A 25,188-nucleotide genomic window follows, 5' to 3' on the forward strand; every position below is an offset into this window, starting at 1 on the left:
TCTTGAAGAAAACGAATAAACAAACACAGCAATTACTTAAAAATCAACTATCACAATGGGTTACAGGTTTACCCGGTTATATTAGGGCTTACCTGCCTGATTTGGTCTGCGAAAGTTGAGTAAATTAGTTCACTCTGAAAATGATCAATATTAGAGGCATCGGCATGAATGGCTAATAAAGCAATGATGTTGCCTCCACTATCTTCAATCGGTGAAATTGCGGATATCCAGCTGCCGTCTTTTTTATCGTAGAGGCTGCTCGATGTCACCTCTTTCGTTACTAATGTATTTTGCAGCGCCTTGGAAAACTCCTCTGAAGCATCGTAAGGCTGAAATGCCTCAATTCCTATTACTTCTTCACTGCTTTTCGATGAAACAACAGAATACAATTTTTTATTTGTTTCATCCGGCATTAATATGAAACCATGAAATAAAGGAGAATTTTTTTCATTTATGAGATTTAAGTGCTCATAAATCTTTTGATAACTTGGATCAGAAATATTTCCTGCATGTATGATTTTTTTAACTTCTTCTCCTTCAATGGTTGAACTCCATAATGATGCAAATCCTACCACTTGTTTTGTTAGTTGTTCTTTCATTTCCTTCATTTGCAGTGATAGAGCAATTCCTCCAGTGGCAAGAACCACCACAAAGGTAATGCAAAGCGTTAAAACCATAACCTTGCTATTCAAAGAAACATTTCTGAATAATTTCCACATATCAGTCCCTCATATTCCCAAGCTTTGTCTGTTTGTTCTTCCATTTCGACATAATTGGAAAGAATCCTTCTATTCACACAAAAAAGCTGAAGAAAAAGTTATGATTACACAACTTTTTCTTCAGCATCTTGATGTCACTTCATGGTCATTCGAAATAATACATAAAACCAATGGCACCTGGCCCTGTATGCGTACTAATGACCGGTGTTGTAAAAACAACGTCTATTTGCTCATAACCAGTAAATTCAAAAATTGCCTTTTTTATTTTTTGCGTAAGTTCAAGACCTTCTGCATGTGCAATACTTACACATTTAATTGTTTTTCCTTTTACATCCTTTGCAAATTCTTCCGCAAGAAACTTCGCTGCCTTGCTATGACTTCTTACTTTCGTAACCGGAGTATATACTCCACCCTCTAAAGAAGCGATGGGCTTTATATTTAGCAAGGAGCCGATAATTCCCTTCCCTTTCCCAATCCTGCCACCTTTGATCAGATTTTCTAACGTATCGACATAAACAAATAATCTAGTATTGTCGCGAATTTTTGCAACTGCTTCCAAAATTTCATCCATCGATTTTCCCGCTTTAGCCATTGTTGCTGCTTCTATCACTTGGAATGACAGCGCTCTAGAAATGTAACGAGAATCAACAACTTTTACATTTCCTTTTGCCATGCTAGCAGCTGATTCTGCAGACTGGACAGTCCCGCTCATTCCACCGGTCATATGAATTGAAAGGACATCATAACCTTCCTCATGAAGCCGATCATATACCTGCAAAAACTCTCCAACTGGCGGCTGTGAACTTTTCGGTAATTCTTCTGCCTCTTTCATTTTTTGCATAAATTCTTTCGCTGTAATATCTACCCTATCTATATAGGTTTGTCCATCAATATGTAAAGACAAAGGAACCACTTCAATTTCAAATTTCTCCAATACATCATCATCTAAATCTACTGTTGAATCTGTAACCACTCTAACTTTACCCAACCCATCACTTCCTCCATTTCATGTTGCTTTTCTCTTTATTATACACATTTATACGTATAGAATTAAAGTCATGTGTCTAATATCCTTCTAATCCGCTTTCGATCATATGAGCAAAATCATCCATAATACATGCACAATCGTTACACCTGAATATAAAAGTAAAGAGATAATAAGTAATCCCTTAACTAAGCTTGAAGGCTGCCGATGTCGAAAAAACATAGCAAGAATGAACAAAAAAATAGACAACATCGCTTTCAAAAAAAGAAAATACAAAAGATCCACTTGAATAATATAATTCATAAATGGGTTTAATTCGTTTATCAAATCAAAATGAATTCCGAAGAACGTCATTAAACCATCAAAAAGATTCAGGATTGATAAAAAAAGCAATAATAAACTTGTTTTCATCATTCTAACGGATTTCTCTGTTTTTCTTCCCATCTTTTAAACTTTACAAACTCTAAATATTTTTGAAACTCCGCCTTGTCAACTCCGTTGTCAATTGCTTTTTTTATTAAATCAATCCATTCTTCGTCTAATTCTTCCGAATCTTGCCCAAGTAGATATTCAATCGTTGTATCCAATGTCTTCGCCAATTTTGCTAAAAATTGCAAGGACGGATTTTTTTGCACATTTCTCTCAATATAACTCAAATATGATTTTGAAACACCAGCATATTTAGCCAACTCCGATATCGAATAGCCTTTCTTTTTTCTAAGTTCCTTAATTCTCTCACCTACCATTTTCAATATCCCCTTTTTCAATCTTATTATGTACATTATAAAGAACGATTAAGTTCTTTAAAAAATACATAATTGATAGAATTTAGGAGAAAATAGCCAAAAACGAGAGAAAACAGGAGATTTCATGAAAATAACGGCAAATTTATACTTTTTCAAAATAATTCATATTGTTTTCTACAGAAACAAATAAGTAAAAAAACCGAGCAATCGCCCGGTTCGTTCTATTCCGAAAACTCTGCTTCCCATTCTTGCTCTTTTTTCAGCTTACGTTTATAAACGACTTTTGATAAGTTAATGCTTATTTCATAAAGAAGGAACAATGGGATTGCCACCAATATATTAGAAATAAAATCAGGTGGCGTGATAAATGCCGCAATAATAACTAAGATGAAATATGCATATTTTCTTACCTTTTGCAGTACATAAGGATTAATAATCCCCAATGATGTTAAAAACATCGTTACAACCGGAAGTTCAAATAAAAAACCAAACGGAAGCGTCGTACTCATAATAAAACGAAAGTATTTATCCGCTGTAAAATTGGTTGCAACCATATCCCCACCGAGTTCCACTAAGAAATTCATAATCGTTGGAAAAATAATGAAATATCCAAAGCATAATCCTACAATGAAGAGTAAGAATAATGCCGGTACATAGGAAAGGGATACCTTTCTTTCTGCCGGTTTTAATGCTGGTTTTACAAATAGCCACGCTTGAAAAGCAAGGACCGGAATTGTACCAGCAATGGCGATAATCGACCCAATCGTGAAATAAATCCACACAATATCACCAGGGCCTAATACGATAAGTTTAACGTCGAGATCTCGAACAAACCATTCATATATATCTTTTACATAAATAAAGCCGACAATAAAAAACACAAGAAATGCAAATGCAGTTAAAATCAATCTTTTTCTTAATTCATCTAAATGGTCTACTAAATTTAATTCTTTATCTTCCATTAATGTCCCCTACCAACTGCAAAATTTTTATATCTAAACGAAAGGCCGTTAGAGGAATAGTATAGCATATTTAAAAATGCTTGCTTAACCTTGCATCCTACATTATTTCAGAAAAAAAGTGCAAGATAGGAATCTCACACCTTATTTTGTCAACTTAGTCATCTCTTTAATTTCTTTTTTTTCATCTTCAAATTCATCCATAACATCACTCGTTAATTCTTTTGTTGATTTCTTAAACTCACGTAATGTTTGTCCAAACGCTCTCCCAATTTCAGGTAGTTTTTTCGGTCCAAAAATGATTAATGCCAATACTAATATTAAAATTAAACCAGGAACTCCGATGTTTGACAACATGGTAGAACAACCCCTTTTTTAATAAATCGGTTAATTGGTAACTCAACGATACCACTATACTATTTGAAATGCAATGATGGTAATCAATATAGCAATTAACCCTTCCTAATATGATTATAGTATTTTTTAATCTTTTTAGGAGCATTATTCACAATTGTTCATAAGAAATTCACATTTATCGATGGAACACTCCTATTAAATAAGAAGATTGAAAAGATCGCGATCCTTATTCACTTCTTTATAAGAGAAGCCCTTTTTATCCATTCGTTCAATTAGGTCGCAATAGTTTTCCTTTCTTTGCAATTCGATTCCGACCAACGCTGGTCCATTGTCCTTGTTATTTTTCTTCGTGTATTCAAATCTTGTGATATCGTCAGTTGGGCCTAATACTTCGTCAAGAAATTCTCTGAGTGCTCCTGCCCTCTGAGGAAAATTGACGATAAAATAGTATAACAATCCTTCATATAAAAGTGATTTCTCCTTAATTTCCTGCATTCTTCCAATATCATTATTTCCACCACTTACGACACAGACTACATTTTTTCCTTTAATTTCTTCACGATACAAATCAAGTGCTGCAATCGGCATTGCACCTGCTGGTTCTGCCACAATTGCGTGTTCATTGTATAGCTCTAATATACTAGTGCACACCTTCCCCTCAGGGACAAGCAAAATATCGTCAATAAGCTCTCGACAAATCTCATAGGTTTTATGGCCAACACTTTTCACTGCTGCCCCATCTACAAATTTATCGATTTTATCTAGACACACCACTTCCTTCGCATCCATAGCAGCCTTCATCGAAGGTGCTCCTGACGGTTCCACTCCAATCATTTTTGTATTAGGAGAAACACTTTTCACATAAGTGCTCAACCCGGAGAGTAACCCTCCTCCACCGATACTTCCAAACATGAAATCGATCGATTCTTCACAATCATTGAGGATTTCTACTGCAACAGTCCCTTGGCCAGCAATAACCATTTCGTCATCAAATGGATGGATAAACGCCCGATTTTCCTCGTGTCCACAGGCTACAGACTCATGATAAGCATCATCAAATGTATCACCGGTTAGGACGATGTCTACATATTCTCTCCCAAATAACTCCACTTGACTAACCTTTTGCCTCGGTGTTGTTGTCGGCATAAATATTTTGCCATGTACGCCAAGTTGACGACAAGCATATGCTACTCCTTGTGCATGATTTCCTGCACTCGCGCAAACAACGCCGTTTCTTAATTGTTCCTCGCTTAAAGATTTCACTTTGTAAAATGCCCCTCTAAGTTTAAAAGAGCGGACATGCTGCAAATCTTCTCTCTTCAAGTACACATTACAAGAATATTTCTCCGACAACCGCTCGTTTTTTTGTAACGGTGTATGGGCAACGATATCCTTGAGCTGCTGGTATGCAATAATAATATCTTCCACTTGCAGCCATTTTCTTTTTAATACATTCTGTTCCATATCATTCCCCTACCTCTGATATCACAAATTTTTGAAAAACTTCCTTAATTTAATTTGATCATTGTAACATGTTCTACCTTAATTGTTAAGCCTGTTATTATAAAATTATTATTATTCTCATTTTTAAAACAAATGGTTTGCTATATGACAGTATTGATCTTTGCTCATTTTCTATCCGATACCATAAAGCCAACAAAAGAAAGCCCCTCCTGAAATCAAGAGGGACTTGCCTTATTTCCTGTCATAAATCACAAAATCATACTCATATGGGTTTTGTTCGTCTTTCTGGCCTTTTTCTTTTGCGTTAAGCTGCCATTCATCCATTGCAATCTTCGGAAAATAGGTATCCCCTTCAAAGCTTGCATGAATCTCTGTAATATACAGCCTATCAGCTTTAGGTAATAGCTCCTTAAAAATCTCCGCACCGCCAATGACAAAAAATTCTTGTTCAGGCTTTTGTTGACAAAAAGATAATAAGGTTTCTACATTGTGAAAAATGGTACAACCTTCAGATTGAAAATCTACATTCCTTGTGAGGATAATGTTCTCTCTGCCAGGTAAAGGGCGACCAATTGAAATAAAGGTCTTTCTACCCATGATAATAGGATGCCCCATTGTTGTCCGTTTAAAGAATTTCAAATCCTCTGGTAAATGCCACGGGAGTTGATTATTTTTTCCAATTACGCGGTTATCATCCATTGCCACAATAAAGGAGATCATACACTGACCACACCTTTAATATGAGGATGAGCAATATAATCCACCAATTCAAAATCTTCAAATTTGAATTGGAATATATCTTTTATAGCTGGATTAATTTTCATTTTAGGTAGCGGATACGGCTCTCTTGTGAGTTGCAACTGCACTTGTTCGATATGATTATTATAAATATGTGCATCTCCTAATGTATGAATAAATTCTCCTGGCTCTAGATCGCACACTTGAGCTACCATTAACGTTAATAAAGCATAGGATGCTATATTAAAAGGCACGCCGAGGAAAATATCTGCAGAACGTTGATACAACTGACACGATAGTTTTCCATCTGCAACATGAAATTGAAACAGACAATGGCATGGAGGAAGTGCCATCTTGTCCACATCTCCTACATTCCATGCATTTACAATTAAGCGCCGCGAATCTGGATTTGTCTTTATTTGTTCAATCAATTGGCTAATTTGGTCGATCGTCGTCCCGTCTGCTGCAGTCCAAGATCTCCACTGGTGACCATAAACTGGACCTAAATTCCCCTCAGAATCAGCCCACTCATTCCAAATTCGCACACCATTTTCTTGAAGATATTTCACATTCGTATCCCCAGCTAGAAACCACAGAAGCTCATGAATAATTGATCTTAAGTGCAGTTTTTTCGTCGTTACTAGCGGAAATCCATCTGCTAAATTAAAACGCATTTGATAACCAAATGTACTAATCGTCCCTGTTCCTGTCCGATCTTCTTTTTGGACGCCATTTTCGAGAACATGCTTACACAAATCTAAATACTGTTTCATAAATTCCACTCCTGACATCTTTCTACTAACGCTTGCTAGAGCAAACAAAATTAAATATGTTTTTTATTTTACCACAATTTGATGTTAAACGATTTCGTCCTTAAGAAATATTACTTAAGGTTTTTTATATATTCATGGGTCAAAGGAGCTTTGTTCTTTAAGATAGTACGATTTTCTTCATTTACATAATACATTGCAAATGCTTCAGCAAAATACTCTTCAGGTAACGTGATGAAATACGCTTGGTTTTGAAATAAGGCATGTTTTTCATTTGTCCATATATGAAGAAAAACCGGGTCAAAGCGAAGCTTATTATAAACAATTCGATCAATGGAATGAGCTAGCTCATGCAATTCTAAATTAATTGAGCCATGGCCCATTCCTTTTTCGCTATGGCCAATTTTGACGAGAACGACTCTTCCTCCACCAATCCCAGGTACCTCGTCCCATTTTTTCTGACTCGTATACCCTCTTGGAATAAGCCCTTTTAAATGCTTAGCACTAGGATTGTCCGTTAATTTTCCTACAAATAACTTTAAATATATCCCGTTTTGCTGTATTTTTGCTAAGAGAGAAGGCGGGAGTTGTTGAACATTTTTAATTATAGCAGCGGCTTTCTCTTCATCGAATTTTTGTTCTGGTAACATAACAATTTCATTTATAGGGGCATTATCATCTAAATAGAGCAGTTGTTTTAAGAGCGAATTACTAGGATAATATTTTAAAATAATCCCATCATGGGATTGTGTTGAATTCCCTAATAGAACTATGAGGAGAACCCAAATACCTATTACGGAGATTCGTTTTTTCATTATTCTACTCCCCTTTCTAACAATAGGAGGTTTGTCATGGTTGAATTGATCGATCCATCCCATACTCTCTACTCCATTCACTTACACATCTCGAATGATGTAAAGGTAGAGGTTGGAAAACTAGGAAGTATTCTCTTTAAAAAGGGAGAGTACATTTACGTAGGAAGTGCCAAACGTAATATTGTTGCTCGGATTAACCGCCATAAAAAGAAGGAAAAGGTGAAAAAATGGCATTTTGACTATTTACGGCCACACGGTATGATTACAAAAATTATAACATATGAAACTAGTATCGGAGAGTGTCGCTTAGCTGAGAAATTAAGGAAGGAAAGTAGCGGTAGTTGGCCTGTTAAAAAGTTTGGATCTACTGATTGCAAATGTCCTTCTCATTTGATTTTTGTTGCAAATTGATAACGTCCTATATTTCAATAAGACTTTGTAATAAGTCGTAGTCGATATTTGGCTCATTTTCTCTATCCTTCAGTTAGACTGAAAGACGTGTGAAACTTTGATTTCACACGAAATAAGTCAAAAAATCATTGTAACAACAATTCTGTTTATTTAAAAATGAGCTTTCACTTCAGACGGTGGTTTGCTACTCCTAGCGTTTATGTTTAAGTTGAAAAGGAGTTAGAGACAATGATTTCAAAAACAAGATTACATGATTAGTAGCCTATCAGTTTAACAAGAATATGTAGAACGCACGCTTGAAATTACAATAAGCGTCTCTTTCATGAACAAGAGCCTACTAAGGATTGACTTTGTTCTGTAAAAAGAAAAGACGTTCAGCTAACCATTTAGTAGAAGCAACGCTAAAAAAAAAAGGGAAAGCTAGTAGAAGGTTCAACTGTAGCGCTTGAAGAAACCCATCCTCGATAAGAAACTTTTAAAAAATTTCGATGTTCCAAATAACTTTGTTTTCTCTCAAGGTAAAACGGGCAGTTATTATTTTCTCTTCGTCTGTAAAATTAACTATAAAAACACCCCTAAATCGTTAGATTTGCTATCTAACAATTTAGGGGCAGTTCAATTTTGTCTTCAGTCGTTATTTATATTGGTGACTTTCTTAGCTGCTACACTTGTAAACCAAAGTTACGGCAGAGGGCTGCAAGTCCCCCGGAAAACCCACTTCCTACTGCATTGAATTTCCAATCACCATTATGCTTATATAACTCACAAATCACTACAGCCGTTTCCACAGAAAAGTCTTCGCCGAGATCATAGCGCAAAACTTCTTGATTCGTATCAGCATTAACAACGCGAACAAAAGCGTTTGAAACCTGACCAAAGTTTTGGCTCCTTTGCTCCGCATCATGAATGGTTACCGTAATGGCAATTCGATTAATATTGGCAGGGACTTTACTGAAATCAATTTTAATTTGTTCATCATCCCCATCACCTTCACCTGTACGATTATCGCCAGTATGCTCAACAGAACCAGAAGGATGGACTAAATTGTTATAAAAAACAAAATCCAGATCTTGTGTTGCCCTTCCATTTTCATCCGTTAAGAAGGCAGAGGCATCTAAATCAAAATCTTGACCACCATCATAGCGGTTCGTATCCCAGCCTAATCCCACGATTACTCTAGTTAAGCCCGGATTCGTTTTAGTTAAATCGATTCGTTGTCCTTTTGATAAATTAATACTGCTCATTATCCTCACCCCGTAATAGATTTATTTGAAAGTTAAGTTGGAAGATCATAATAGATTAGGAATAAGTTCTCACTAATTCTCCAAGGCTTGCCGCTGTCGTTCCTGTTCCCACCGCAGCAAATTTCCAATCGGAGCCATGACGATAAATTTCTCCAACAATTAAGCTTGTTTTGCCACTATAATCTTCACTTAAATTGTAGTGAATTAATTCTTGTCCACTCATCGGATTAACGATTCGTATATAAGCATTACGAATCATTCCAAAATGCTGCCTTCTTTTCACACAGTCATAGATATTCACTACAAACACAAGCTTTTGGACATGCGTAGGAATTCTGCTTAAATCCACATTAATTTGTTCATCATCGCCATCGCCATGACCTGTTAAATTATCACCGGTATGTTGAATACTACCATCGCTACTTTTTAAGTTTCCAAAGTAGATCACATCATTATTATTTCGTAATCTATCATTATCCCCTAGCATAATCACAGAGGCATCACAATCGATGTTTGAGCCACCACCGCCTCCAAATAGTGAGCCTAAGAGACCACCACCACGGTTCTCAACTGGATCCCAACCAAGCCCAACTAATATTCTCGATAGGCCCGGATTTCCTTTCGTTAAATCTACTCTTTGTCCTTTTTGTAAATTAATCGCCATTTCATTACACCCCTGTATGTATTTTTAAATCAGAATTTCAGCTTAGACATTGCCTTGAAGTTTCATCTTTTTAAAGTTATCCTGCAATTGTTCAAGCCTTTTCGTGCCCTCTTCTCTAAGACGCTTATTTTCTTCTTCGATTGATTTAGTTTCTTGCATTCCTTTCATAATAACATTCCAGGATTCCTCGATTGTTTCAATCTTAATACTTGGTCCACCAGCAAGTCTCGCGATATCAACGCTTTGTTGAGAAATATTTTGCGCGTTGCGTAGAAGCATTTCATTTGTGCGCCGATCGAGCTCGCTCATCGAATCTGCTACAAGCTTTTGACGTTTAGCAGCGACAGCTTGAATGAGTCCGTTCTTAAAGATCGGAATGGTTGTGACGAAAGCAGAATTAATTTTCCCTATTAGTTTTGTATTCCCTCTTTGTAGCAATCGAATTTGTGGAGCTGTTTGTAGAGCAACCATCTTAGCCATTTCTAAATCATAAATTCTTTGCTCTAGTAGTTCAATGGCATTTCTTAATGTATCAAGTTGCATCGCTGCAACTTGATCACCAGATTGGGCTCTGGACTCAAGTAACGGGAGTTGGTTCTTCTTTAAATCTTCAACCTTCATTTCCCCAGCAACCACGTATTTCTCTAATGTAAGATAATATTGATAGTTTTCTTCATACATTTGGTCAAGCATTTGAGTAGAGTCTACCATTTCACCTTGGTATTTAGATATCTCCACATAGATCTTATCAATTTCTCCACCCATCGTTTGATACTTTCCAAATAGTTTTTCAATCAATTTCTCGCCGCGTTTAAATAATTTTCCGAAAAGTCCGCCTGAAGTTTGTTCAAAATCCTTTTTATCAAATTTATCCATGATACGTCCAAGCTGTTTTAATAGCTCACCGGAATCTTCTATTTTTGTCGCTCTCATATTGCTTAAAATTTGATCAGAAAACCTTGAAATTTGAACAGCAGGCTCCTTCCCAAACTCCAATACTTGAATTTGGTCCTTCTCATCAATAGAACGAGCAAGCTGTTGGACTTCAGGCTCGTTTCGAAGAGCAAGCTTTATTTCAGAAACCTTCGTTTCTGATAATTTATCTTCAGGTTCCTTCGCAAGAAGATCAAGCTGAGCATTTTGAATCTGATTCATTTTATCATCCACCTTTGTAATTTATATTTAATTAGATTTATTAAGTTCTCCTAAAACCTTGACGGAAAAGGCGTTTCACAATTGACGGCTCTCGATAATCAAGATTAAAAACTACATCTTCCAACCAGTGTATATCATAGAGATGTTCTTCAACATAATTTTCAATATCATTATGACCAGGAGGATTGTAGAGAATGATGTCGATGCCAAATTGATTCAGAAGCAATAATAAAGCAGCATCGGTCCTAGTCATCGTTCCATTTAACTCGTTGTTAAAGAGGATTATTTTCGGTACTGTCTGAGAATAGTCAAATTGCTGCAGAAGCTGTAAAACATTTGCCGGGATTTGCATACCTTGAGTAAAGAGGTAGATCTTTACATCATCCAACGTTTCTTTGTTAAGAGGTTTAAGTGCTGGCTTAGCACAAATGTTTCGAATTGCATTTGCGATCCCCATCTGTAAACCTGTAGGAAGATGACTGTAACGCCAATAATTGCTTTGAATCATTTTTTCCGTGCTTAATAAGCCATCCCGTTCTAAAGCATCTCGGTAGTGAAAACGAAAATCATTATTGACCGAACTTGAGAACGGAAATTGTTTAATCAATAAACTCGCTTCACTTTCAGTGAGTGCATGAAGACGATCCCAATACTCCTTACGGTTACGACTCACCCCTTGGATCTTCGCAAATACATTCGGGATGTTCACCACTCCGTTACTTACTTCAAAACTAGGACGGATCATCGCGATTTCCTTTGCAATAATAAAGAGCTCATCATAGGTAGTTTTTAACGTAATCGAACTTGGAGTATATTCCCTTAGCTGCCAAGGCTTATATAACCCAGAGCCTTCATGATTTAAAATAGTCTCAATTTCTCGAGAAGCTCTATAGGCAACGGTAGCTTTTCGATTTCTTCTTTCAGTAGGGAAAGCTTCCGTTTCCTTTTGACCTGGATATTTATGAACGAATGATAATTCCCCATTCGGATCAATTTCAGCTAAAATATCACGTCCACTTGGACTAAAGATAATTAGATCACAGCCAATTTTCATTAAGTAATAAACAAAATAAAAATGACTTTTCTTAAAGTCTCCATACCAGAGGAACTTAGGCAAATGCTCGGTCAGATTACTTTCCTCAAGCTCTGGCTGAAGATGATTAAATGACCATTTCACTAAGTCAACTAATACGCGGCGCAACTCATGATGTTGTAATCCTTCTGACTCCCTATTTACAAATAACTTCATCGTATCAATCATTGCCTCGCGTAGCTTACGATGAAGTGCAGGCTCCTTTGCTTTTAAAAGGAGTTGTTCACCGTCTAAAAAAGCCACTAAGCGATTGATCGACAGTTTTTGTTCTTGATTAATATTCAATACTCTTTGTATCGCTTGGAAATGCTGATTATCTATTTTTTTATCGAGAGTCTCTTCACTTAAAAGAGTTAATATCTTCTCTTCTCCATGAACATACTCAAATAGTTGGTTATAGTATTCATCTTCATCAACAGCTACTCCTAAAAAACGGGCAACCACTTGCCCAATATGAACAGTCCCCTTATCAGTTTGATATTGCGGACGTTCCATAATCGTTTTATTAACCATCGGTGCCCATGTTTCTAACGATAAAGGCAAGATATGGGCAACTAAATGACTGTAAGATGGATTCATGAAATCCCTTCCCTTTTAACAAAGCTCTTATCCAAATTTTGATGATGGAAAATCTGTATATTATCATCATATCACAGTTAATTATTGATTTTCTAAGAATGCTATATTTTCTATTACGAGAAAATGTTCAAAAAGGTTTCATTTTTTTCACTCCTCTTCCCTTTTCACCTTTTTTCTTGTCTGTGCATATGTTGTAGAAGTCACACAGCAAGAGGAAGAAGGTTTTATTAGGAAGGTGAGATTTATGCGTTTACTTTATCGAATGCGAGCAACCGGTGATCTTCAAAAGGAATTAAACACCATCGAAGATATTATGTTTTCCCGAATTTTTGTTTATATGGACTTCATCCTTTTGTCGTTTATCTTTTCGTATATGCTTTATCCACTACACCAATCTATCGCTTACGGACTGCTGACATTTATTGGCTTCGGCCTGCTATGTTTCAGTTTTTATTATTCATTAGGACTATGGAGCGAAGAGAGATTAAAACAAAAATAATTCATCCATTATTTTCTTTATTTGCAATTGATAGTATTGATTTTAACAATGCCTCTCCACCCTTAACACCCGCTTGTTCAATGACGTTATAATGTTCCTTTAATGGATAGTTATTAAGTTCACCATGGCTAAGAACAAATGGATGTTGACAAAGTTGTAAAAAGTCATCATCCAACAATGAATCTCCCGCGCCAATTAACATCGAAATTTCTTCTCTTTCTTGAATAAACTTAATCGCACTCCCTTTTGATAAAGGGTTTGGTACAAAATAAAGTTTTCTTCCTTGTAGGGAAACTCTCCAGCCTTTTGTCCGGGCGAAATCCGTCACTTCCAAGAGAAGCTCAGGTGCTATTCCTTTCTCTAAGTAATAATAGATAAAAAGCTCTTCTACCAATCTCAGCTCGCCCTCTATCATGAAATGATTGATAAGAAGTTGCTTTAATTCTTGCATCGGTACAGAAGAGCTTCGTATTTCTTTTGAGATTTTTTCTTCCCATTCTACTAGTTTTTCACCTTTGTAAAGAATAATAGCACCATTTGTTGTCACAGCGTATTGATGAGCGATATTTTGAAAGAAAACTCTTTGATACTGGGAAAGTGATCTTGTTGTGACAGGAACGAACAGGAGCATTGATGATAATTGACGAAGATATGCTAAAGCCATTTTAGACATAAATGATACTTCTTTTTTCTCTCTCTTCTCTACTGCAATTAGCTCTAGTTTTTCATGTTTCGAGTATTCTTCGATCGCGCGATGTGAATATATAATCGTCCTATCGAGATCAGATGCAAACATCATTTTTATTGCTACCTCACTTTTTTTATTAAACCACAGCATGTATAGTCCATGTTTGGATATTCTTCAACCGGTACATTCCGTTCTGCACACAGCATTAAAATGTGCTTGACGAAAGGACTGTTAAAATCCTTTACAAGTATTTTCCACGGCACCCTTCTTAAAAGGACTCTCGTCGTTTCACCCACTCCTGGTTTTACGAAATTAATATCCTCTATTGCAAACTCTTCCATCATTCGCTTAACCGTTTCCAAGCCAGAAAAGCTAGCTTTCTCCAGCACCTTCTCCTCTTTCGATCGCGCAGAAACCTCATCCTTGACCAGCGGAAACTGTGCCGTTATCTCTTGCAAATAGTCATTTGACAAATCCTCTGCTTCTAGCTCTTTATAATATTTTGCTCCATGAAAATCATTCGGTCCTATATATTTTTTATTTAGAACCGTCCTGCTCACGAGACCGGAAACAGTTGAATTTAGACAGGCGCTCGGAATGATAAAGTCATTACGCGTCCCATATAGGGAAGTGCAATGTCCTGGATCCGCCAGCACAGCTAATGTATCATCAAGTACAATCCCTTCATTGTGCTGCAGTTCTTGGCACGATCTCGTCAATTCAATTGAAATGGCTCCTTTGCCTGTCCAACCATCGATAAATTGGACGTTTCCATTTGGATGGTGGTGGCGTATATATTTAATCGCATTAACATCAAGGCCACGCCCTCTTATAATCGAAACACTATAGTGAGGAAGAGTGAGAGCATATTTCCACTCTATATATCTTTTAATCAATATGCCAATTGGAGTACCAGCTCTTGCTAAAGATACAAGAACCGCATCTTTTCCTTTTAAATTGATTATTTGCTCCGCCACCACCCCAACATGAAGTGCGACCATTTCTTTATATTCATCCAATGTCGCCCGAAAAAGTTTAAGATATTCCAGAGGTGGCTGATACTCAACGGGAAGCGATTCACTATAATGCTCCCCTGATTGTATCCTTTTCTCCCTTGATTCGGTCGTTCCTTCTAAGTCGAGGGCACTAAGATCCTTCAGAAGGAATTTCACATCTTTCTCAGAGTAAGAGCCGATTTTATGATACGGCGCTAATAGCGAATCCATTTCGGAACACCTTCTTTCTCACTTAAATATACGACTTTTATATCTGTAATATTTGTTTTTTTCAATTGGTCTAATTTTGGCTGTAAATGTTCCCATTGAATTTCCTTTTCGAAAAACAGAAACATGTCATCATATTGATTCTCCATTATATTATAAGCATAATGCTGCACTGAAGAGTTCTCCGGATTTAAAAAGGAGAAACGATTTCGAACAGCATAATGACAGCGATCGGCCGGGTATATCGGACTTCTCGTCGTAGATTGATAGTATACATTTGCACCCATATTGGCAGCAATTCTCATTGGCATGTACATAAATTCACCTGAACCAAGCACTAAAGTTTTGGATCCGCTCCTATATTCCTTTAGCATACGACCTATATTTTTCAACCATTGTAGTGCCTCTTTTTGTTCATCTGCTGTTATTCCAAATCTTCCCGTATAACGAGTATATGGGGAATTTACAGAGCCATTCATATACATAGCGGATGGCATTAAGACAGGAATAGATGTAATTTGCTGATTCACTTGTAATCTTTCATTGATAAGTTCTTCGTGTAAATCCTCCTCTTTAACGCTCCCTTCTACCTCGATAGTTCCCTTTATTAAACTAACTGAGTAAATGGTAATACCTAGCTCGCTCTCCAGTGCCTGAAACTGCTTGACATGTTCTTTAGAGCGCCAATCGAGAATTGAAACGATCGTATACGATTTCCTTGGAAACTTCTCATGAATCGAACGGATAATATTGATCGTTGTCTTGCCTGTTGTCATTTCATCATCTACTAAAATAATCTCATGAGGATCCTCTAACCATTCCGATTTTAAATACGCTCGATGTGAGGTTGCATGTGAATGCTCTTCTTCAAAAGTAATACTAGGTTCTACATCATGTAATAACTCACGTGTTGTATGCACATACCTTGCCTTTTGAAAGGCATCAAAAAAAGCATGACCTAAAGCAGTCGCTGTTTCAGCAAAGCCGATAATAAGCGGGTTCATATTACCAGCAACAAAAGAAGGGATTTCTTGTGGAAATTCACCTTTTTTAAATTGACTTACTAAAAGCGGTAGAAGTTCAGGAGTAACCCCTTTTACAACTTCTAAATACCTAGCTGCTAACAGGGTCCCTACATGGAGGCCCTTTTGCGGAGAAATGGGAATATGCTTCCCAAGAACTTTACTAACAAATAAAAAAGAACGTTTCTTATTAACCCTTGCAGCCATTTCGAATAAATCTTCTAATGAAAGCTGGTATGGGTTGTTTTGAATTGTTAATTTAACTGTAAGCTCATCTAAAATATTATACGTAATTGTTTTGTTTAAGAAGGTCGACGTATGTGTACTCATTTTGTAACACCCCATAAGTTTCCGATTTAAGCATGATCTTTTGAGCCCAATAGAGATGTGGCTTAAGTTCATTCATTTTGTTAGAAAAAGAACTTTTTAACACTCCTATCTCTCCATTCCCTTCAGAAATAATATGTGCAGCATCCGTGTATTCTTCGTATGAGATCGCATTTAAGGCTTGTACAGTTTGAATATGTGTTGGGTGGATAATCGTCTTGCCGACAATTCCATTGGCAATATCCATTAAGATTTCCCTGATAAAGCCATCCATATGGCTGCCGATAATTTCCTTGCGAAGCTTTAATCCTTCTTTTCCATATCGCTCCAAAAAAGGAGTTTCTCTTATTTGCGGCTTTAATACCCTTTCTGGAGAAGAAAAGTATTCCCAAACCGGACCTGAGACAACATACGGGCTGTCTAAACGTACAAACATATTAATAATATCCGCGATGCAATCACGAATCACAGCTATATCATAAACAGTCGTATCTGAATGGCGTCTGATTCCAAATAATCCTGAAAAATCAGTCGCTCCAATTCGGATGTTTAATACATTGTGTTTATATTGATCAAGAATTTTTTTAATATTTAATAATTCATATTCCCTTGATTCTTTATAAATAATTTCCTTTGTTTCCAGAATAGGCATAGCATACAAAGGCGAACGACTACTACTTAAATGAGCAATCTCATCTAACATTGCCTCACCATTCTCTTGACGAAATTTAGGTATAACAATGCCTGTAATCACTTCCCTTCGCTCGCCAAGTAAAGCCATGATGTGGCTTAACTGTTCTTTGTTTCGTACGCGAATGAAAATTAATGGTAGTTCTTCAATGTCGATATAGCCTTTTTCAATTCCTTCATAAAGCTGAGAGAGCTCATGCAAAAGCATCATTTCTGCCTTTTCCACTTCATTATCTCCGATCGCATCCTCTAAACAGATCACAAGCGATGTTAAACCAGCATGTTTCTTTGTCAAAACATCCTCATGGATATTCTTTTTCGTTGCCGGCATATACAAAGTTCCACCAAGTCCATATGAAAGAATTTCACGAGGAGAATATTTACTAAATGAAGTAGGAGGCTTGAAAAAAAATTGCTTTATATCATCATCATAAAGATTTGAAAAAAATCTCATTTAACCTTCTCCCCCTTTTGTGATCGGATGATTTTAATATAATTTTAAAAAAGAAAGGGAGCGGACTCAAAGTCTGTTCCCTTTCACAACTGTATATACTTGATTGTTAGGTTTTCATTTATAAGTTTTGAGCTTCGGATTGCTTTTTCTTGTTTCGGAAATGAATAACAAAAGTTACTGCAAAAGCAATGAGTAAAATAATAAAGAAATAGATATGATCAATATGAATATCCACTACACCTAATAACATTTTTACTGATATGATCAAAATAAGTACATATGCGGTTGTTTCAATCTCTGGCACACGATCAATCAACTTCAAGAAGATACCAGCTACACCACGCATCATCAGTACTCCGAGCATACCACCAAGTAAAAGAACCCAAATCTCTTGGCTAATTCCAAACGCAGCCAATACACTATCAATAGAGAAAGCGATATCCATTAATTCAACCGCAGCAACTGTTCCCCAGAAATTTCCAAACAAACGAATTAGTAAGCCACTTTTATTGATGCCTTCAAGCTCTTCTTCAGCACTTCCACTTTCTTTTCTTTTATCCATAAAATACTTGATTGCCAACCATGCCAAATATCCTGCACCTAGTATTTTTACCCACCAAAACTCAATGAGGTAGACTCCTACACCGATGGCAAGGAAACGGAATATATACGCGCCAAGTAAGCCGTAAAACAAAGCTTTTTTCCTTTGTTTCTCAGGCAAATGCTTTACCATGACCGCAAGAACAAGTGCGTTATCAGCAGATAGCAACCCTTCCATAATAATAAGTGTACCAATTAATCCCCAAGATACAGGGTCACTTAATGCCTCCACCCACATGTCCCAATCGAAAAACATGGCATATGTGTCTAAAATTCCTTGTAATATTGACATTCAAGATGTTCCTCCCAAATTGTAAATGAAATGATTTCTCTAGAAAGACTCGGCATTAGCCGAGCCTTTTGATAAAACTTTTATATACTTACCCAACTTGTAAACCAAAATCTGTTGCAAGTGCAGCTAAACCGCCTTGATAGCCACTGCCAATTGCACTGAACTTCCACTCTCCATTGTGTCGATATAATTCTCCCACCACAAGTGCGGTTTCAATTGAGAAATCTTCACCAAGATCGTAGCGAATTAACTCTTCATTTGTATCTCCATTCAAAACTCTTACATACGCATTTGAAACCTGTCCAAAATTTTGGCTTCTTGCTTCAGCATAATGTATGGTGATCGTAAAAGTTATACGTAGAATGCTTGCTGGGACTTCATTTAAAGAGACTTTTACTTGCTCGTCATCGCCATCACCTTCACCAGTTCTATTATCCCCCGTATGTACGACTGAACCATTGCCTCCTGTTGTATTATTATAGAAAACGAAATCACTTTCTGAAGCAACTTTGCCATTTTCACCTAATAAAAAAATAGATGCGTCTAAATCAAAATCATTACCACCATCATATTTATTCGTATCCCAGCCTAAACCAACGATTACCTTTGAGAGACCCGGATTTGTTTTTGTTAAATCCACCTTTTGTCCTTTTGATAAACTAACCGCCATTTTATTACCTCCAAATTTGATAAGTTCATTTCATTAAGGAAACGAACAAGATGACGACTTCCAGCGTCGTTGTGCTAGCTTTATTCACTCTGCATTAAACCTCTATCATTTCCTCTTAGCTTAATACGTTTATCTTCTATTAAAGTTTCAAAACGTGTTTATATTTTTTCATAAATTTACTTGAATTTCAATTAAGTTGACTAATTAATCTAATTGAAATTCATGGTTATAACTGGAAACCTTAAACTATAAGCTGTTAACTCATCCATTTAGGGGGAGTATTTTTGGCCCAATAAATGGAACCTAATTCGTGGTGTTCTTCAAAATTGTCCACCGCTGTATGATAATGAAAATTAAACCAATATCCTGCTTGTGGAGGATGGTCTTTTCTTACATGAAAGCGGATTAGCTCTTGGTTCTTTCCCTTGTCCGCAATATGAAAGATTTTTTCCGTATCTCCACCGGTTGGTGCTTCCGAAATGACAAGATTTTTTAGTTCATCCTCCTCATAAAACGAAGCAATGGATTGAATGGCCGCTTCAATATTTGGAAGAATAACCTCTTTAAATTCATCCTCTATTACCGGTCTAATTCGCTCCCCAAATTTAATATATGACTGTGACTCTGCATCTTTCATTAATTTATGTAATACATCTTTTTCGGCAAGCGGGGTTTGTATAAACGTGATTTCATCATGGGAAAGAGAATTCTCTTCCGCTTTCGATTGAAACGTATCACGTTTCGGCGGTTTATTGTCAACAAGATCATATATTTGTGAAGGTGAAACAAGTCCAAACGTTAAGACTGTCACCAATACGACAAAAGATTTACGCAACCAATTTGGCATGTTTCTATCCCTCCCTTACTGCGTGAAATAATCCACTTTTCTCTATTTGTTTCAGTCCTTTTTTTAACATTTCTTCTGACTGAACAAGCGCTATTCTCACATAACCTTCGCCCCATTTTCCAAATGCATTTCCTGGGGTAACAACGACGTTCGCTTTCTCTATCAATGAAAAAGTAAATTCCTTTGCTGTAAATCCTTGTGGAATTTCTGCCCATATGAACATGGAAGCCTCAGGAGAAATCACCTTCCAGCCTAATTGTCGTAAACCACCGATTAAAGTATCTCTTCTTTTGCGATAGATCGCGCGATTTTTCTCCAAAAATTCTGAAGGTTGTTCTAAAGCCACAGTTGCAGCAGCTTGGATTGGCAAAAAAACTCCGTAATCCAAGTTCGACTTTAACATTTTTAACAATTGCAGAAGTTCATGATTTCCAGCAGCATATGCAATTCTACAACCAGCCATATTAAAGCTTTTAGATAATGAATTCATTTCAATCCCAACATCTTTGGCACCGTCAACTGATAGAAAACTCACTGGTTTTCTATCATAATAAAGCTCCGAATAAGCAAAATCATGTAAAATAACAATATTATGTCTTTTCGCAAAACTGATCGCAGCTTTAAAAAAATCTGCAGACGCGACAACCGGAATGGGATTACCAGGATAATTTAAAATCATTAGCTTTGCTTTTTCACACACTTCTAGCGGAATGTCCTCTAAGCTCGGTAAATATCCAGATTCCTTTTTTAAAGGCATTGGATACATGGTAGCACCCGCCATAGACACTCCTGCCGCGTAAGCAGTATAGCCTGGATCCGGTACGAGTACATAATCTCCTGGCTCACAGAGAGCCATCGGCAAGTGAACGAGGCCATCTTGAGAACCCATCAACGTAAGAACCTCATTATCGCTGTCCAAATCAACTTGATAATTTCTCATATAATAATTCGTGATGGCTCGATGAAAATCCTCTGTTCCTTTTAGAGCATAACCATACTTATTTGGGTTGGTAGCTTCCTGGGCCAAAGTCTGTAAAACAGATGGAGGTGGTGCTAAATCGGGGCTTCCAATACTCAAATCAATCAATTCAATTCCTTGAGCTACTTTAGCTTTTTTGATATTTGCCAGCTCCGTAAAAATATTCTCTTGGAAAGCCTTCATTCGACGAGCACTATGTATCAGCATCAACTTCTCCCCATCTTTCTTTCGACTAAATATTTCTATTATGAATAAAATTACTCTATTACTCGTATTCTAAGTTAAACATAGCTATACTTTATAGAATAAATTATACATTTTTTACGTCTTTAAGGGAAAAGAAGTTTCATTTTTTTATATTCTAACTTCTTCTATCTCTTTCACTAAACAAAAGCACAATCTGCGACTTAAAAACATGCTAAAAAGGAATACGAGCTAAGCTTTTGAAAGGAGTGAACTATGGTGGATTGGACAATTCTTATCGTAATTAGCAGCCTGCTGTTACTTGCATACTTTGTGTATTTAGCGATTGCTGATTGATTTTCTTACAGATACTGTGAATGTTACTTAGACTTCACTGTATCTGTAGGACTCCATAATGAAATTTAGCCGTTTTGCGACGATTTACTTGAAAGCCAAATTGGGCAAAGCGTTTGCTTTTATAATGATCCTTTAATACCACTCTCTCTTTTGCCACCCTTTTTGCATGGTATATCAAGTCTTGAGTTATGTCCTCATATAAAGCAAACTTTGTTAATTCTTTAATACCATTAGACTCTAGTATTTGTTCTTCAAACATCGGGTCGAGATATACACAATCATAGCTGCAGCTTTCCAATTTTTTCAAATGTTCAAGTGATAAACAATTCACGACCGAAATACGCTTTAAAGCAGCATTGATTTCAGGATCTACTGCCTCCCATGACTGGAGGCCTTTTTCCACAATATAAGCGATAAAAAGATTACCTTCTATTCCTACTACATTTCCTTCCTCACCCACGGCAAAACTTGCTACAATACTATCAGAAGCAAGACCAAGCGTACAATCTAACAGTTTTGAACCTTTTTTGAGCTGACATGCCTCGATGAAAGGATCCGTTTCTCCTGCCTGCATTCGCTTTATACGAAACATGCTAGAATTCGGATGAAAAAAGAATGGTTGTTCTTCCCCTAACGGATACAATTCTAACCTTTCCTTCCCTACAACAAGGCAATCATCTGCGTAAATTTCCTGCAGAGCTCGAACTGAGCGCTTTAATCTCGGTGCATAATCAATTGTTAAATCTGCGGCAATTATCTGAGCTTCCTTGATCATTTTTTCATTTGTACGACCAGCTGTAGTTACAAACATATCCTCACCTGAATTTTCTTTATATAGATTTTGTTATATATCGGTTGATGTTAATATTTCGCTTATTTTCTCTCTGACTTTCAATATAACTAAAAAGACGTGTGAAACCAAGGCTTCACACGAAATGAACTAAAACAAACTTTATTGTTTAACAAAGCTTTATATAAAAAAGCAAAAGGACGTCCTTGACATCCTTTTAATTGACTTATTTACAATGATTTTCAAAAGCAACTAATAAGTTTTCCATAATCACTTCCATTGAGTGATCTTCAATCTCGTGTCTTGGAATAAAATGAACAACTTCTTTACCCTTTAAAATCGCCATGGATGGAGAAGAAGGTTCAAAGCCTACAAAGTATTCACGCATCTTTGCAGTCGCCTCTTTTTCTTGGCCAGCAAATACAGTAACAAGCTGATCTGGCTTTTTCTCTGCTCTAAGCACTGCTTGAGTTACCGCTGGACGCGCAAGCCCTGCAGCACAGCCACATACCGAATTAACCACTACTAAAGTTGTACCTTCGGCATTTTCCATAAAGTCCTCTACTTCACCTGGTGTTAGAAGCTCCTGAAACCCTGCTTGAACAAGTTCTTCACGCATCGGTCGCACCATTTGCTTCATATATTCTTCATATGCCATCGACATAATGAATATCCCTCCTTAAATAAATTCCAATAACAGCATACTATATTTTTGGATGTGGAAGCAATTTGTTAGCTCCTTGAAACGATTGAATATTCAGAATTTTAAAACTTACAAAATTTGTCGAATTCCCCTATAAATTTGTCAACTATTGTCCTATTATTAAAGATAGATATATTGTAGGAGAGGAAGTCCTAAACATGACACCTAGAAAAAGGCTAATTATATTTACCACTTTATTTTGCATAACAATTATTATTTTCTCTTCATCTATGATTTTAGGAAAACATCTTTCTCTTGAAGCAAAAGTGCAAGCCACTACAATTAATAAAAGCACCTATCGCACTCACAAAACAAAATTAATGAATATCGAAGCAAAAGGAAATTCATTAAACACTTTTTTTCAAACTAAAAGTGCTGCTCGCGTGATTTATTTAACCTTTGATGATGGACCAACTGAATACACAGAAGAAATTTTAAAAATTCTTCATACTCATCAAGTTAAATCAACCTTTTTTATGCTCAATGGAAATATGATAAAAAGGCCTGAAATTGTAGAAAATGTTGTTGCAGATGGACATGCAATTGGCTGCCATGGTGTGACTCACCGAGTTTCTAACTTCTATAAAACCATGACATCGCCTCGAGAAGAAATGGATGCTTGCGCTAAAACATTAGAGACCATTTCTGGAAAATCGAGCAAAATTGTGAGAGTGCCATTTGGAAGCTTTCCTAATTTAACATCTGCCCAAAAAATAGAACTTGACAAAGCAGAATACGTAATGTGGGATTGGAATGTAGATAGCAACGATTGGAAAATCGATAACCCGAAGAAGATTACACAATCTGTACTAACTCAAGTGCATAAATTATTAAAAAAAGACAAAGTCCCTGTCATCCTCTTTCATGATAAAGCGATTACAGCTAAGGTATTACCACAAATTATTACGGAGCTTAAAGATTTAGGTTATGAATTTTTACCAATTGACGAAAATGATATCCCCGTACAATTTCAAATTCATTCATAATATAAGCACAGACCAAGCTTGGTCTGTGCTTATTAACTATCTATTTATTTCTCATTTCCGTCATTTGCTTCCAAACTGAACCTTTTGCTTCTTCACCATGCTCAATTCTTTCAATCGCCAGTTTAATTTGCATGCTAACTTCAAATTCTGGATCGTCTTCGGCAGCTTTTAAGGCTGGAAGAGCCATTTCATCTCCCACCTCATAGAGGAACATCGCTGCTCTCCAGCGTACGAGTTTACTTTTATCTTTTAATGCTAACGCCATTTCATCTGCCGCTTCTGCAAAACCTAAGTCCGATAAGCAGTCACCCGCCGTTCTTCTCACGGTTACAGACTTATCTTTTAATGCTTTATAAAGATACGGTAAAACCTGTCTATCTTCAATCATTCCTAAATAGACGGTCGCTAATCTTCGAATCGACGCTTTTTCATCAGACAGAGCTTTATCTAATAGAGGTAAATCCTCTAAAGTTGGATCTTCCATTTGTTCTAACAGCTGATAGCGCTTCTGCCAATCAGGCTCATTTAAATCATCTCGATTTACCTTTATTTTTTTTCGCGGTTGAAACTGAACGACCGGATCAGTACTCTTTGCTTGTCGCAATATTTCTTGTAGACGCTCTTCTGGATACGCTGCAATCAGCTCTTCGACAACCTCCTGTCCAATTTCAGCAAATTCACCATAACGAACTCCATGTTCTTTCCATTTTCGCTGTAAAATATAGTTCTCATCATCTTCAATTTCTGACACTAATTTCGTAAATTGTTCCGGCATACCGAAGCGTTTTTCTTCAGTGCCATCGGTCAATTTCACTTGAAGAGGAATCCCTTTATACATTTGAATTTGAACTTTGATCTCACCAAAGTGTTCAGCCATACTTTGACGTTCAGAATTATCTCCTTCTTCTTCTCCAAAAGCTCTTCGTACTTGCGGAAGAAGATCTTTCCAATCGAATTTAGCATTGCGTTCGATCGCTAAAAAGTCAGCAACGTGATAGACTCCTTTTATTCCTTCGATATGCAGAATATCCTGTATTACTTGAGGAGCCCCTGACATCGTCTCTTTTTTATAATTATTGCTTTTTCCCATTGGAAGCTGTTCGTCCAAATTAATTTTCATCGTATTGGGACTTGGAGTAGGTTCAATAGATTTAATTTTCATAATTTCACCCTTTTTAC

Annotated in this window: 28 protein-coding genes; 3 read left to right on the forward strand and 25 right to left on the reverse strand. The window is 36.7% G+C overall.

Annotated features, from left to right (window positions below; all coding sequences use genetic code 11):
* Nucleotides 1-68: 68 nt before the first annotated feature.
* The 10 genes from PZE06_RS19735 to PZE06_RS19775 form a co-directional block, all read right to left on the reverse strand.
* Nucleotides 69-719, reverse strand: coding sequence for a hypothetical protein (locus PZE06_RS19735; RefSeq protein ID WP_275792001.1), 651 nt, complete (start codon nucleotides 717-719; stop codon nucleotides 69-71).
* Nucleotides 720-864: 145 nt separating this feature from the next.
* Nucleotides 865-1,707: a DegV family protein gene (locus tag PZE06_RS19740; RefSeq protein ID WP_275792002.1), complete on the reverse strand. Its 843-nt coding sequence runs from the start codon at nucleotides 1,705-1,707 to the stop codon at nucleotides 865-867.
* Between the two features lie 102 nt (nucleotides 1,708-1,809).
* Entirely contained in the window at nucleotides 1,810-2,148 is a 339-nt protein-coding gene (locus tag PZE06_RS30150; RefSeq protein WP_369011858.1) for a DUF5658 family protein, read from the reverse strand.
* Nucleotides 2,115-2,450: a helix-turn-helix domain-containing protein gene (locus tag PZE06_RS19745; RefSeq protein WP_275792003.1), complete on the reverse strand. Its 336-nt coding sequence runs from the start codon at nucleotides 2,448-2,450 to the stop codon at nucleotides 2,115-2,117. The genes PZE06_RS30150 and PZE06_RS19745 overlap by 34 nt, the downstream gene beginning before the upstream one ends.
* Before the next feature lie 221 nt (nucleotides 2,451-2,671).
* Nucleotides 2,672-3,412: a twin-arginine translocase subunit TatC gene (gene tatC / locus PZE06_RS19750; RefSeq protein ID WP_275792004.1), complete on the reverse strand. Its 741-nt coding sequence runs from the start codon at nucleotides 3,410-3,412 to the stop codon at nucleotides 2,672-2,674.
* A 141-nt stretch (nucleotides 3,413-3,553) separates the two neighbouring features.
* On the reverse strand, nucleotides 3,554-3,766 hold the full coding sequence (gene tatA / locus PZE06_RS19755; RefSeq protein ID WP_275792005.1) for a twin-arginine translocase TatA/TatE family subunit: 213 nt from the start codon (nucleotides 3,764-3,766) through the stop codon (nucleotides 3,554-3,556).
* Nucleotides 3,767-3,961: 195 nt separating this feature from the next.
* A complete protein-coding gene (gene ilvA, locus PZE06_RS19760; protein ID WP_275792006.1) occupies nucleotides 3,962-5,230 on the reverse strand; it encodes a threonine ammonia-lyase IlvA in 1,269 nt (422 codons plus the stop codon).
* Nucleotides 5,231-5,461: 231 nt separating this feature from the next.
* A complete protein-coding gene (locus PZE06_RS19765) occupies nucleotides 5,462-5,950 on the reverse strand; it encodes a dihydrofolate reductase (RefSeq protein WP_275792007.1) in 489 nt (162 codons plus the stop codon).
* Nucleotides 5,947-6,741, reverse strand: coding sequence for a thymidylate synthase (locus PZE06_RS19770; protein ID WP_275792008.1), 795 nt, complete (start codon nucleotides 6,739-6,741; stop codon nucleotides 5,947-5,949). Before PZE06_RS19770 ends, PZE06_RS19765 begins: the two co-directional genes overlap by 4 nt.
* 110 nt (nucleotides 6,742-6,851) lie before the next feature.
* Nucleotides 6,852-7,553 (reverse strand): anthrax toxin lethal factor-related metalloendopeptidase, encoded by a 702-nt coding sequence (locus PZE06_RS19775; protein WP_275792009.1) that lies wholly within the window; start codon nucleotides 7,551-7,553, stop codon nucleotides 6,852-6,854.
* A 36-nt stretch (nucleotides 7,554-7,589) separates the two neighbouring features.
* Between PZE06_RS19775 and PZE06_RS19780 the strand changes: the two genes are divergently transcribed.
* Nucleotides 7,590-7,964, forward strand: a complete 375-nt coding sequence (locus tag PZE06_RS19780) for a GIY-YIG nuclease family protein (RefSeq protein WP_275792010.1) — start codon at nucleotides 7,590-7,592, stop codon at nucleotides 7,962-7,964.
* Between the two features lie 662 nt (nucleotides 7,965-8,626).
* On the opposite strand, the gene PZE06_RS19785 is transcribed toward PZE06_RS19780, so the two are convergent.
* From PZE06_RS19785 to PZE06_RS19800, 4 genes are read right to left on the reverse strand one after another with little or no spacing between them, the layout of a single operon-like run.
* Nucleotides 8,627-9,208: a TerD family protein gene (locus PZE06_RS19785; RefSeq protein WP_275792011.1), complete on the reverse strand. Its 582-nt coding sequence runs from the start codon at nucleotides 9,206-9,208 to the stop codon at nucleotides 8,627-8,629.
* Nucleotides 9,209-9,263: 55 nt separating this feature from the next.
* The gene (locus tag PZE06_RS19790; RefSeq protein ID WP_275792012.1) at nucleotides 9,264-9,872 is read right to left on the reverse strand and encodes a TerD family protein; all 609 of its coding nucleotides are present in this window, start codon (nucleotides 9,870-9,872) and stop codon (nucleotides 9,264-9,266) included.
* A 42-nt stretch (nucleotides 9,873-9,914) separates the two neighbouring features.
* On the reverse strand, nucleotides 9,915-11,027 hold the full coding sequence (locus PZE06_RS19795) for a toxic anion resistance protein (protein WP_137743134.1): 1,113 nt from the start codon (nucleotides 11,025-11,027) through the stop codon (nucleotides 9,915-9,917).
* A gap of 40 nt (nucleotides 11,028-11,067) precedes the next feature.
* On the reverse strand, nucleotides 11,068-12,699 hold the full coding sequence (locus PZE06_RS19800; RefSeq protein WP_275792013.1) for a YceG family protein: 1,632 nt from the start codon (nucleotides 12,697-12,699) through the stop codon (nucleotides 11,068-11,070).
* Between the two features lie 244 nt (nucleotides 12,700-12,943).
* Here PZE06_RS19800 and PZE06_RS19805 point away from each other — a divergent pair, with 244 nt between their 5' ends.
* On the forward strand, nucleotides 12,944-13,198 hold the full coding sequence (locus PZE06_RS19805) for a hypothetical protein (RefSeq protein ID WP_275792014.1): 255 nt from the start codon (nucleotides 12,944-12,946) through the stop codon (nucleotides 13,196-13,198).
* 1 nt (nucleotide 13,199) lies between these two features.
* On the opposite strand, the gene PZE06_RS19810 is transcribed toward PZE06_RS19805, so the two are convergent.
* From PZE06_RS19810 to PZE06_RS19855, 10 genes are all read right to left on the reverse strand, one after another.
* Nucleotides 13,200-13,997, reverse strand: a complete 798-nt coding sequence (locus PZE06_RS19810) for an HAD family hydrolase (RefSeq protein WP_275792015.1) — start codon at nucleotides 13,995-13,997, stop codon at nucleotides 13,200-13,202.
* An 8-nt stretch (nucleotides 13,998-14,005) separates the two neighbouring features.
* Complete coding sequence (locus PZE06_RS19815; protein ID WP_275792016.1) at nucleotides 14,006-15,112, reverse strand: cysteine protease StiP family protein; 1,107 nt, start codon at nucleotides 15,110-15,112, stop codon at nucleotides 14,006-14,008.
* Nucleotides 15,097-16,461, reverse strand: coding sequence for a phosphoribosyltransferase family protein (locus PZE06_RS19820; RefSeq protein WP_275792017.1), 1,365 nt, complete (start codon nucleotides 16,459-16,461; stop codon nucleotides 15,097-15,099). Before PZE06_RS19820 ends, PZE06_RS19815 begins: the two co-directional genes overlap by 16 nt.
* Nucleotides 16,415-17,602 carry an HpcH/HpaI aldolase/citrate lyase family protein gene (locus tag PZE06_RS19825; RefSeq protein WP_275792018.1) on the reverse strand — a complete coding sequence of 396 codons (1,188 nt, stop codon included), beginning with the start codon at nucleotides 17,600-17,602 and terminating at the stop codon, nucleotides 16,415-16,417. The genes PZE06_RS19820 and PZE06_RS19825 overlap by 47 nt, the downstream gene beginning before the upstream one ends.
* A gap of 118 nt (nucleotides 17,603-17,720) precedes the next feature.
* Nucleotides 17,721-18,494 carry a TerC family protein gene (locus PZE06_RS19830; RefSeq protein WP_275792019.1) on the reverse strand — a complete coding sequence of 258 codons (774 nt, stop codon included), beginning with the start codon at nucleotides 18,492-18,494 and terminating at the stop codon, nucleotides 17,721-17,723.
* Nucleotides 18,495-18,582: 88 nt separating this feature from the next.
* The gene (locus PZE06_RS19835) at nucleotides 18,583-19,164 is read right to left on the reverse strand and encodes a TerD family protein (protein WP_275792020.1); all 582 of its coding nucleotides are present in this window, start codon (nucleotides 19,162-19,164) and stop codon (nucleotides 18,583-18,585) included.
* A gap of 256 nt (nucleotides 19,165-19,420) precedes the next feature.
* On the reverse strand, nucleotides 19,421-20,011 hold the full coding sequence (locus PZE06_RS19840) for a YpjP family protein (protein ID WP_275792021.1): 591 nt from the start codon (nucleotides 20,009-20,011) through the stop codon (nucleotides 19,421-19,423).
* A gap of 4 nt (nucleotides 20,012-20,015) precedes the next feature.
* Nucleotides 20,016-21,197 (reverse strand): LL-diaminopimelate aminotransferase, encoded by a 1,182-nt coding sequence (locus tag PZE06_RS19845; RefSeq protein ID WP_275792022.1) that lies wholly within the window; start codon nucleotides 21,195-21,197, stop codon nucleotides 20,016-20,018.
* A 367-nt stretch (nucleotides 21,198-21,564) separates the two neighbouring features.
* Nucleotides 21,565-22,341, reverse strand: a complete 777-nt coding sequence (locus PZE06_RS19850) for a class I SAM-dependent methyltransferase (RefSeq protein ID WP_275792023.1) — start codon at nucleotides 22,339-22,341, stop codon at nucleotides 21,565-21,567.
* Between the two features lie 205 nt (nucleotides 22,342-22,546).
* Entirely contained in the window at nucleotides 22,547-22,984 is a 438-nt protein-coding gene (locus PZE06_RS19855; RefSeq protein ID WP_275792024.1) for a BrxA/BrxB family bacilliredoxin, read from the reverse strand.
* A gap of 197 nt (nucleotides 22,985-23,181) precedes the next feature.
* Here PZE06_RS19855 and PZE06_RS19860 point away from each other — a divergent pair, with 197 nt between their 5' ends.
* The gene (locus tag PZE06_RS19860; protein ID WP_275792025.1) at nucleotides 23,182-24,009 is read left to right on the forward strand and encodes a polysaccharide deacetylase family protein; all 828 of its coding nucleotides are present in this window, start codon (nucleotides 23,182-23,184) and stop codon (nucleotides 24,007-24,009) included.
* Nucleotides 24,010-24,049: 40 nt separating this feature from the next.
* Here PZE06_RS19860 and PZE06_RS19865 read toward each other — a convergent pair whose 3' ends face one another.
* Nucleotides 24,050-25,171 (reverse strand): conserved virulence factor C family protein, encoded by a 1,122-nt coding sequence (locus PZE06_RS19865; protein WP_275792026.1) that lies wholly within the window; start codon nucleotides 25,169-25,171, stop codon nucleotides 24,050-24,052.
* Nucleotides 25,172-25,188: the final 17 nt, after the last annotated feature.

Source organism: Robertmurraya sp. DFI.2.37 (assembly GCF_029211245.1).
In the GTDB taxonomy this organism is placed as follows: Bacteria; Bacillota; Bacilli; order Bacillales; family Cytobacillaceae; genus Robertmurraya; species Robertmurraya methanolica_A.

What these genes read in the sequence shown, in the direction of transcription:
- PZE06_RS19795 (WP_137743134.1), bottom strand. Translation starts at nt 11,027, where the DNA reads ATGAATCAGATTCAAAATGCTCAGCTTGATCTTCTTGCGAAGGAACCT.
- tatC (WP_275792004.1), bottom strand. Translation starts at nt 3,412, where the DNA reads ATGGAAGATAAAGAATTAAATTTAGTAGACCATTTAGATGAATTAAGA.
- PZE06_RS19745 (WP_275792003.1), bottom strand. Translation starts at nt 2,450, where the DNA reads ATGGTAGGTGAGAGAATTAAGGAACTTAGAAAAAAGAAAGGCTATTCG.
- PZE06_RS19785 (WP_275792011.1), bottom strand. Translation starts at nt 9,208, where the DNA reads ATGAGCAGTATTAATTTATCAAAAGGACAACGAATCGATTTAACTAAA.
- tatA (WP_275792005.1), bottom strand. Translation starts at nt 3,766, where the DNA reads ATGTTGTCAAACATCGGAGTTCCTGGTTTAATTTTAATATTAGTATTG.
- PZE06_RS19775 (WP_275792009.1), bottom strand. Translation starts at nt 7,553, where the DNA reads ATGAAAAAACGAATCTCCGTAATAGGTATTTGGGTTCTCCTCATAGTT.
- PZE06_RS19830 (WP_275792019.1), bottom strand. Translation starts at nt 18,494, where the DNA reads ATGTCAATATTACAAGGAATTTTAGACACATATGCCATGTTTTTCGAT.
- PZE06_RS19820 (WP_275792017.1), bottom strand. Translation starts at nt 16,461, where the DNA reads ATGAGTACACATACGTCGACCTTCTTAAACAAAACAATTACGTATAAT.
- PZE06_RS19805 (WP_275792014.1), top strand. Translation starts at nt 12,944, where the DNA reads ATGCGTTTACTTTATCGAATGCGAGCAACCGGTGATCTTCAAAAGGAA.
- PZE06_RS19825 (WP_275792018.1), bottom strand. Translation starts at nt 17,602, where the DNA reads ATGAGATTTTTTTCAAATCTTTATGATGATGATATAAAGCAATTTTTT.
- PZE06_RS19850 (WP_275792023.1), bottom strand. Translation starts at nt 22,341, where the DNA reads ATGTTTGTAACTACAGCTGGTCGTACAAATGAAAAAATGATCAAGGAA.
- PZE06_RS19780 (WP_275792010.1), top strand. Translation starts at nt 7,590, where the DNA reads ATGGTTGAATTGATCGATCCATCCCATACTCTCTACTCCATTCACTTA.
- PZE06_RS19800 (WP_275792013.1), bottom strand. Translation starts at nt 12,699, where the DNA reads ATGAATCCATCTTACAGTCATTTAGTTGCCCATATCTTGCCTTTATCG.
- PZE06_RS19815 (WP_275792016.1), bottom strand. Translation starts at nt 15,112, where the DNA reads ATGGATTCGCTATTAGCGCCGTATCATAAAATCGGCTCTTACTCTGAG.
- PZE06_RS19770 (WP_275792008.1), bottom strand. Translation starts at nt 6,741, where the DNA reads ATGAAACAGTATTTAGATTTGTGTAAGCATGTTCTCGAAAATGGCGTC.
- PZE06_RS19790 (WP_275792012.1), bottom strand. Translation starts at nt 9,872, where the DNA reads ATGGCGATTAATTTACAAAAAGGACAAAGAGTAGATTTAACGAAAGGA.
- PZE06_RS19860 (WP_275792025.1), top strand. Translation starts at nt 23,182, where the DNA reads ATGACACCTAGAAAAAGGCTAATTATATTTACCACTTTATTTTGCATA.
- PZE06_RS19765 (WP_275792007.1), bottom strand. Translation starts at nt 5,950, where the DNA reads ATGATCTCCTTTATTGTGGCAATGGATGATAACCGCGTAATTGGAAAA.
- PZE06_RS19810 (WP_275792015.1), bottom strand. Translation starts at nt 13,997, where the DNA reads ATGATGTTTGCATCTGATCTCGATAGGACGATTATATATTCACATCGC.
- PZE06_RS19835 (WP_275792020.1), bottom strand. Translation starts at nt 19,164, where the DNA reads ATGGCGGTTAGTTTATCAAAAGGACAAAAGGTGGATTTAACAAAAACA.
- ilvA (WP_275792006.1), bottom strand. Translation starts at nt 5,230, where the DNA reads ATGGAACAGAATGTATTAAAAAGAAAATGGCTGCAAGTGGAAGATATT.
- PZE06_RS19735 (WP_275792001.1), bottom strand. Translation starts at nt 719, where the DNA reads ATGTGGAAATTATTCAGAAATGTTTCTTTGAATAGCAAGGTTATGGTT.
- PZE06_RS19840 (WP_275792021.1), bottom strand. Translation starts at nt 20,011, where the DNA reads ATGCCAAATTGGTTGCGTAAATCTTTTGTCGTATTGGTGACAGTCTTA.
- PZE06_RS30150 (WP_369011858.1), bottom strand. Translation starts at nt 2,148, where the DNA reads ATGGGAAGAAAAACAGAGAAATCCGTTAGAATGATGAAAACAAGTTTA.
- PZE06_RS19845 (WP_275792022.1), bottom strand. Translation starts at nt 21,197, where the DNA reads ATGCTGATACATAGTGCTCGTCGAATGAAGGCTTTCCAAGAGAATATT.
- PZE06_RS19855 (WP_275792024.1), bottom strand. Translation starts at nt 22,984, where the DNA reads ATGTCGATGGCATATGAAGAATATATGAAGCAAATGGTGCGACCGATG.
- PZE06_RS19865 (WP_275792026.1), bottom strand. Translation starts at nt 25,171, where the DNA reads ATGAAAATTAAATCTATTGAACCTACTCCAAGTCCCAATACGATGAAA.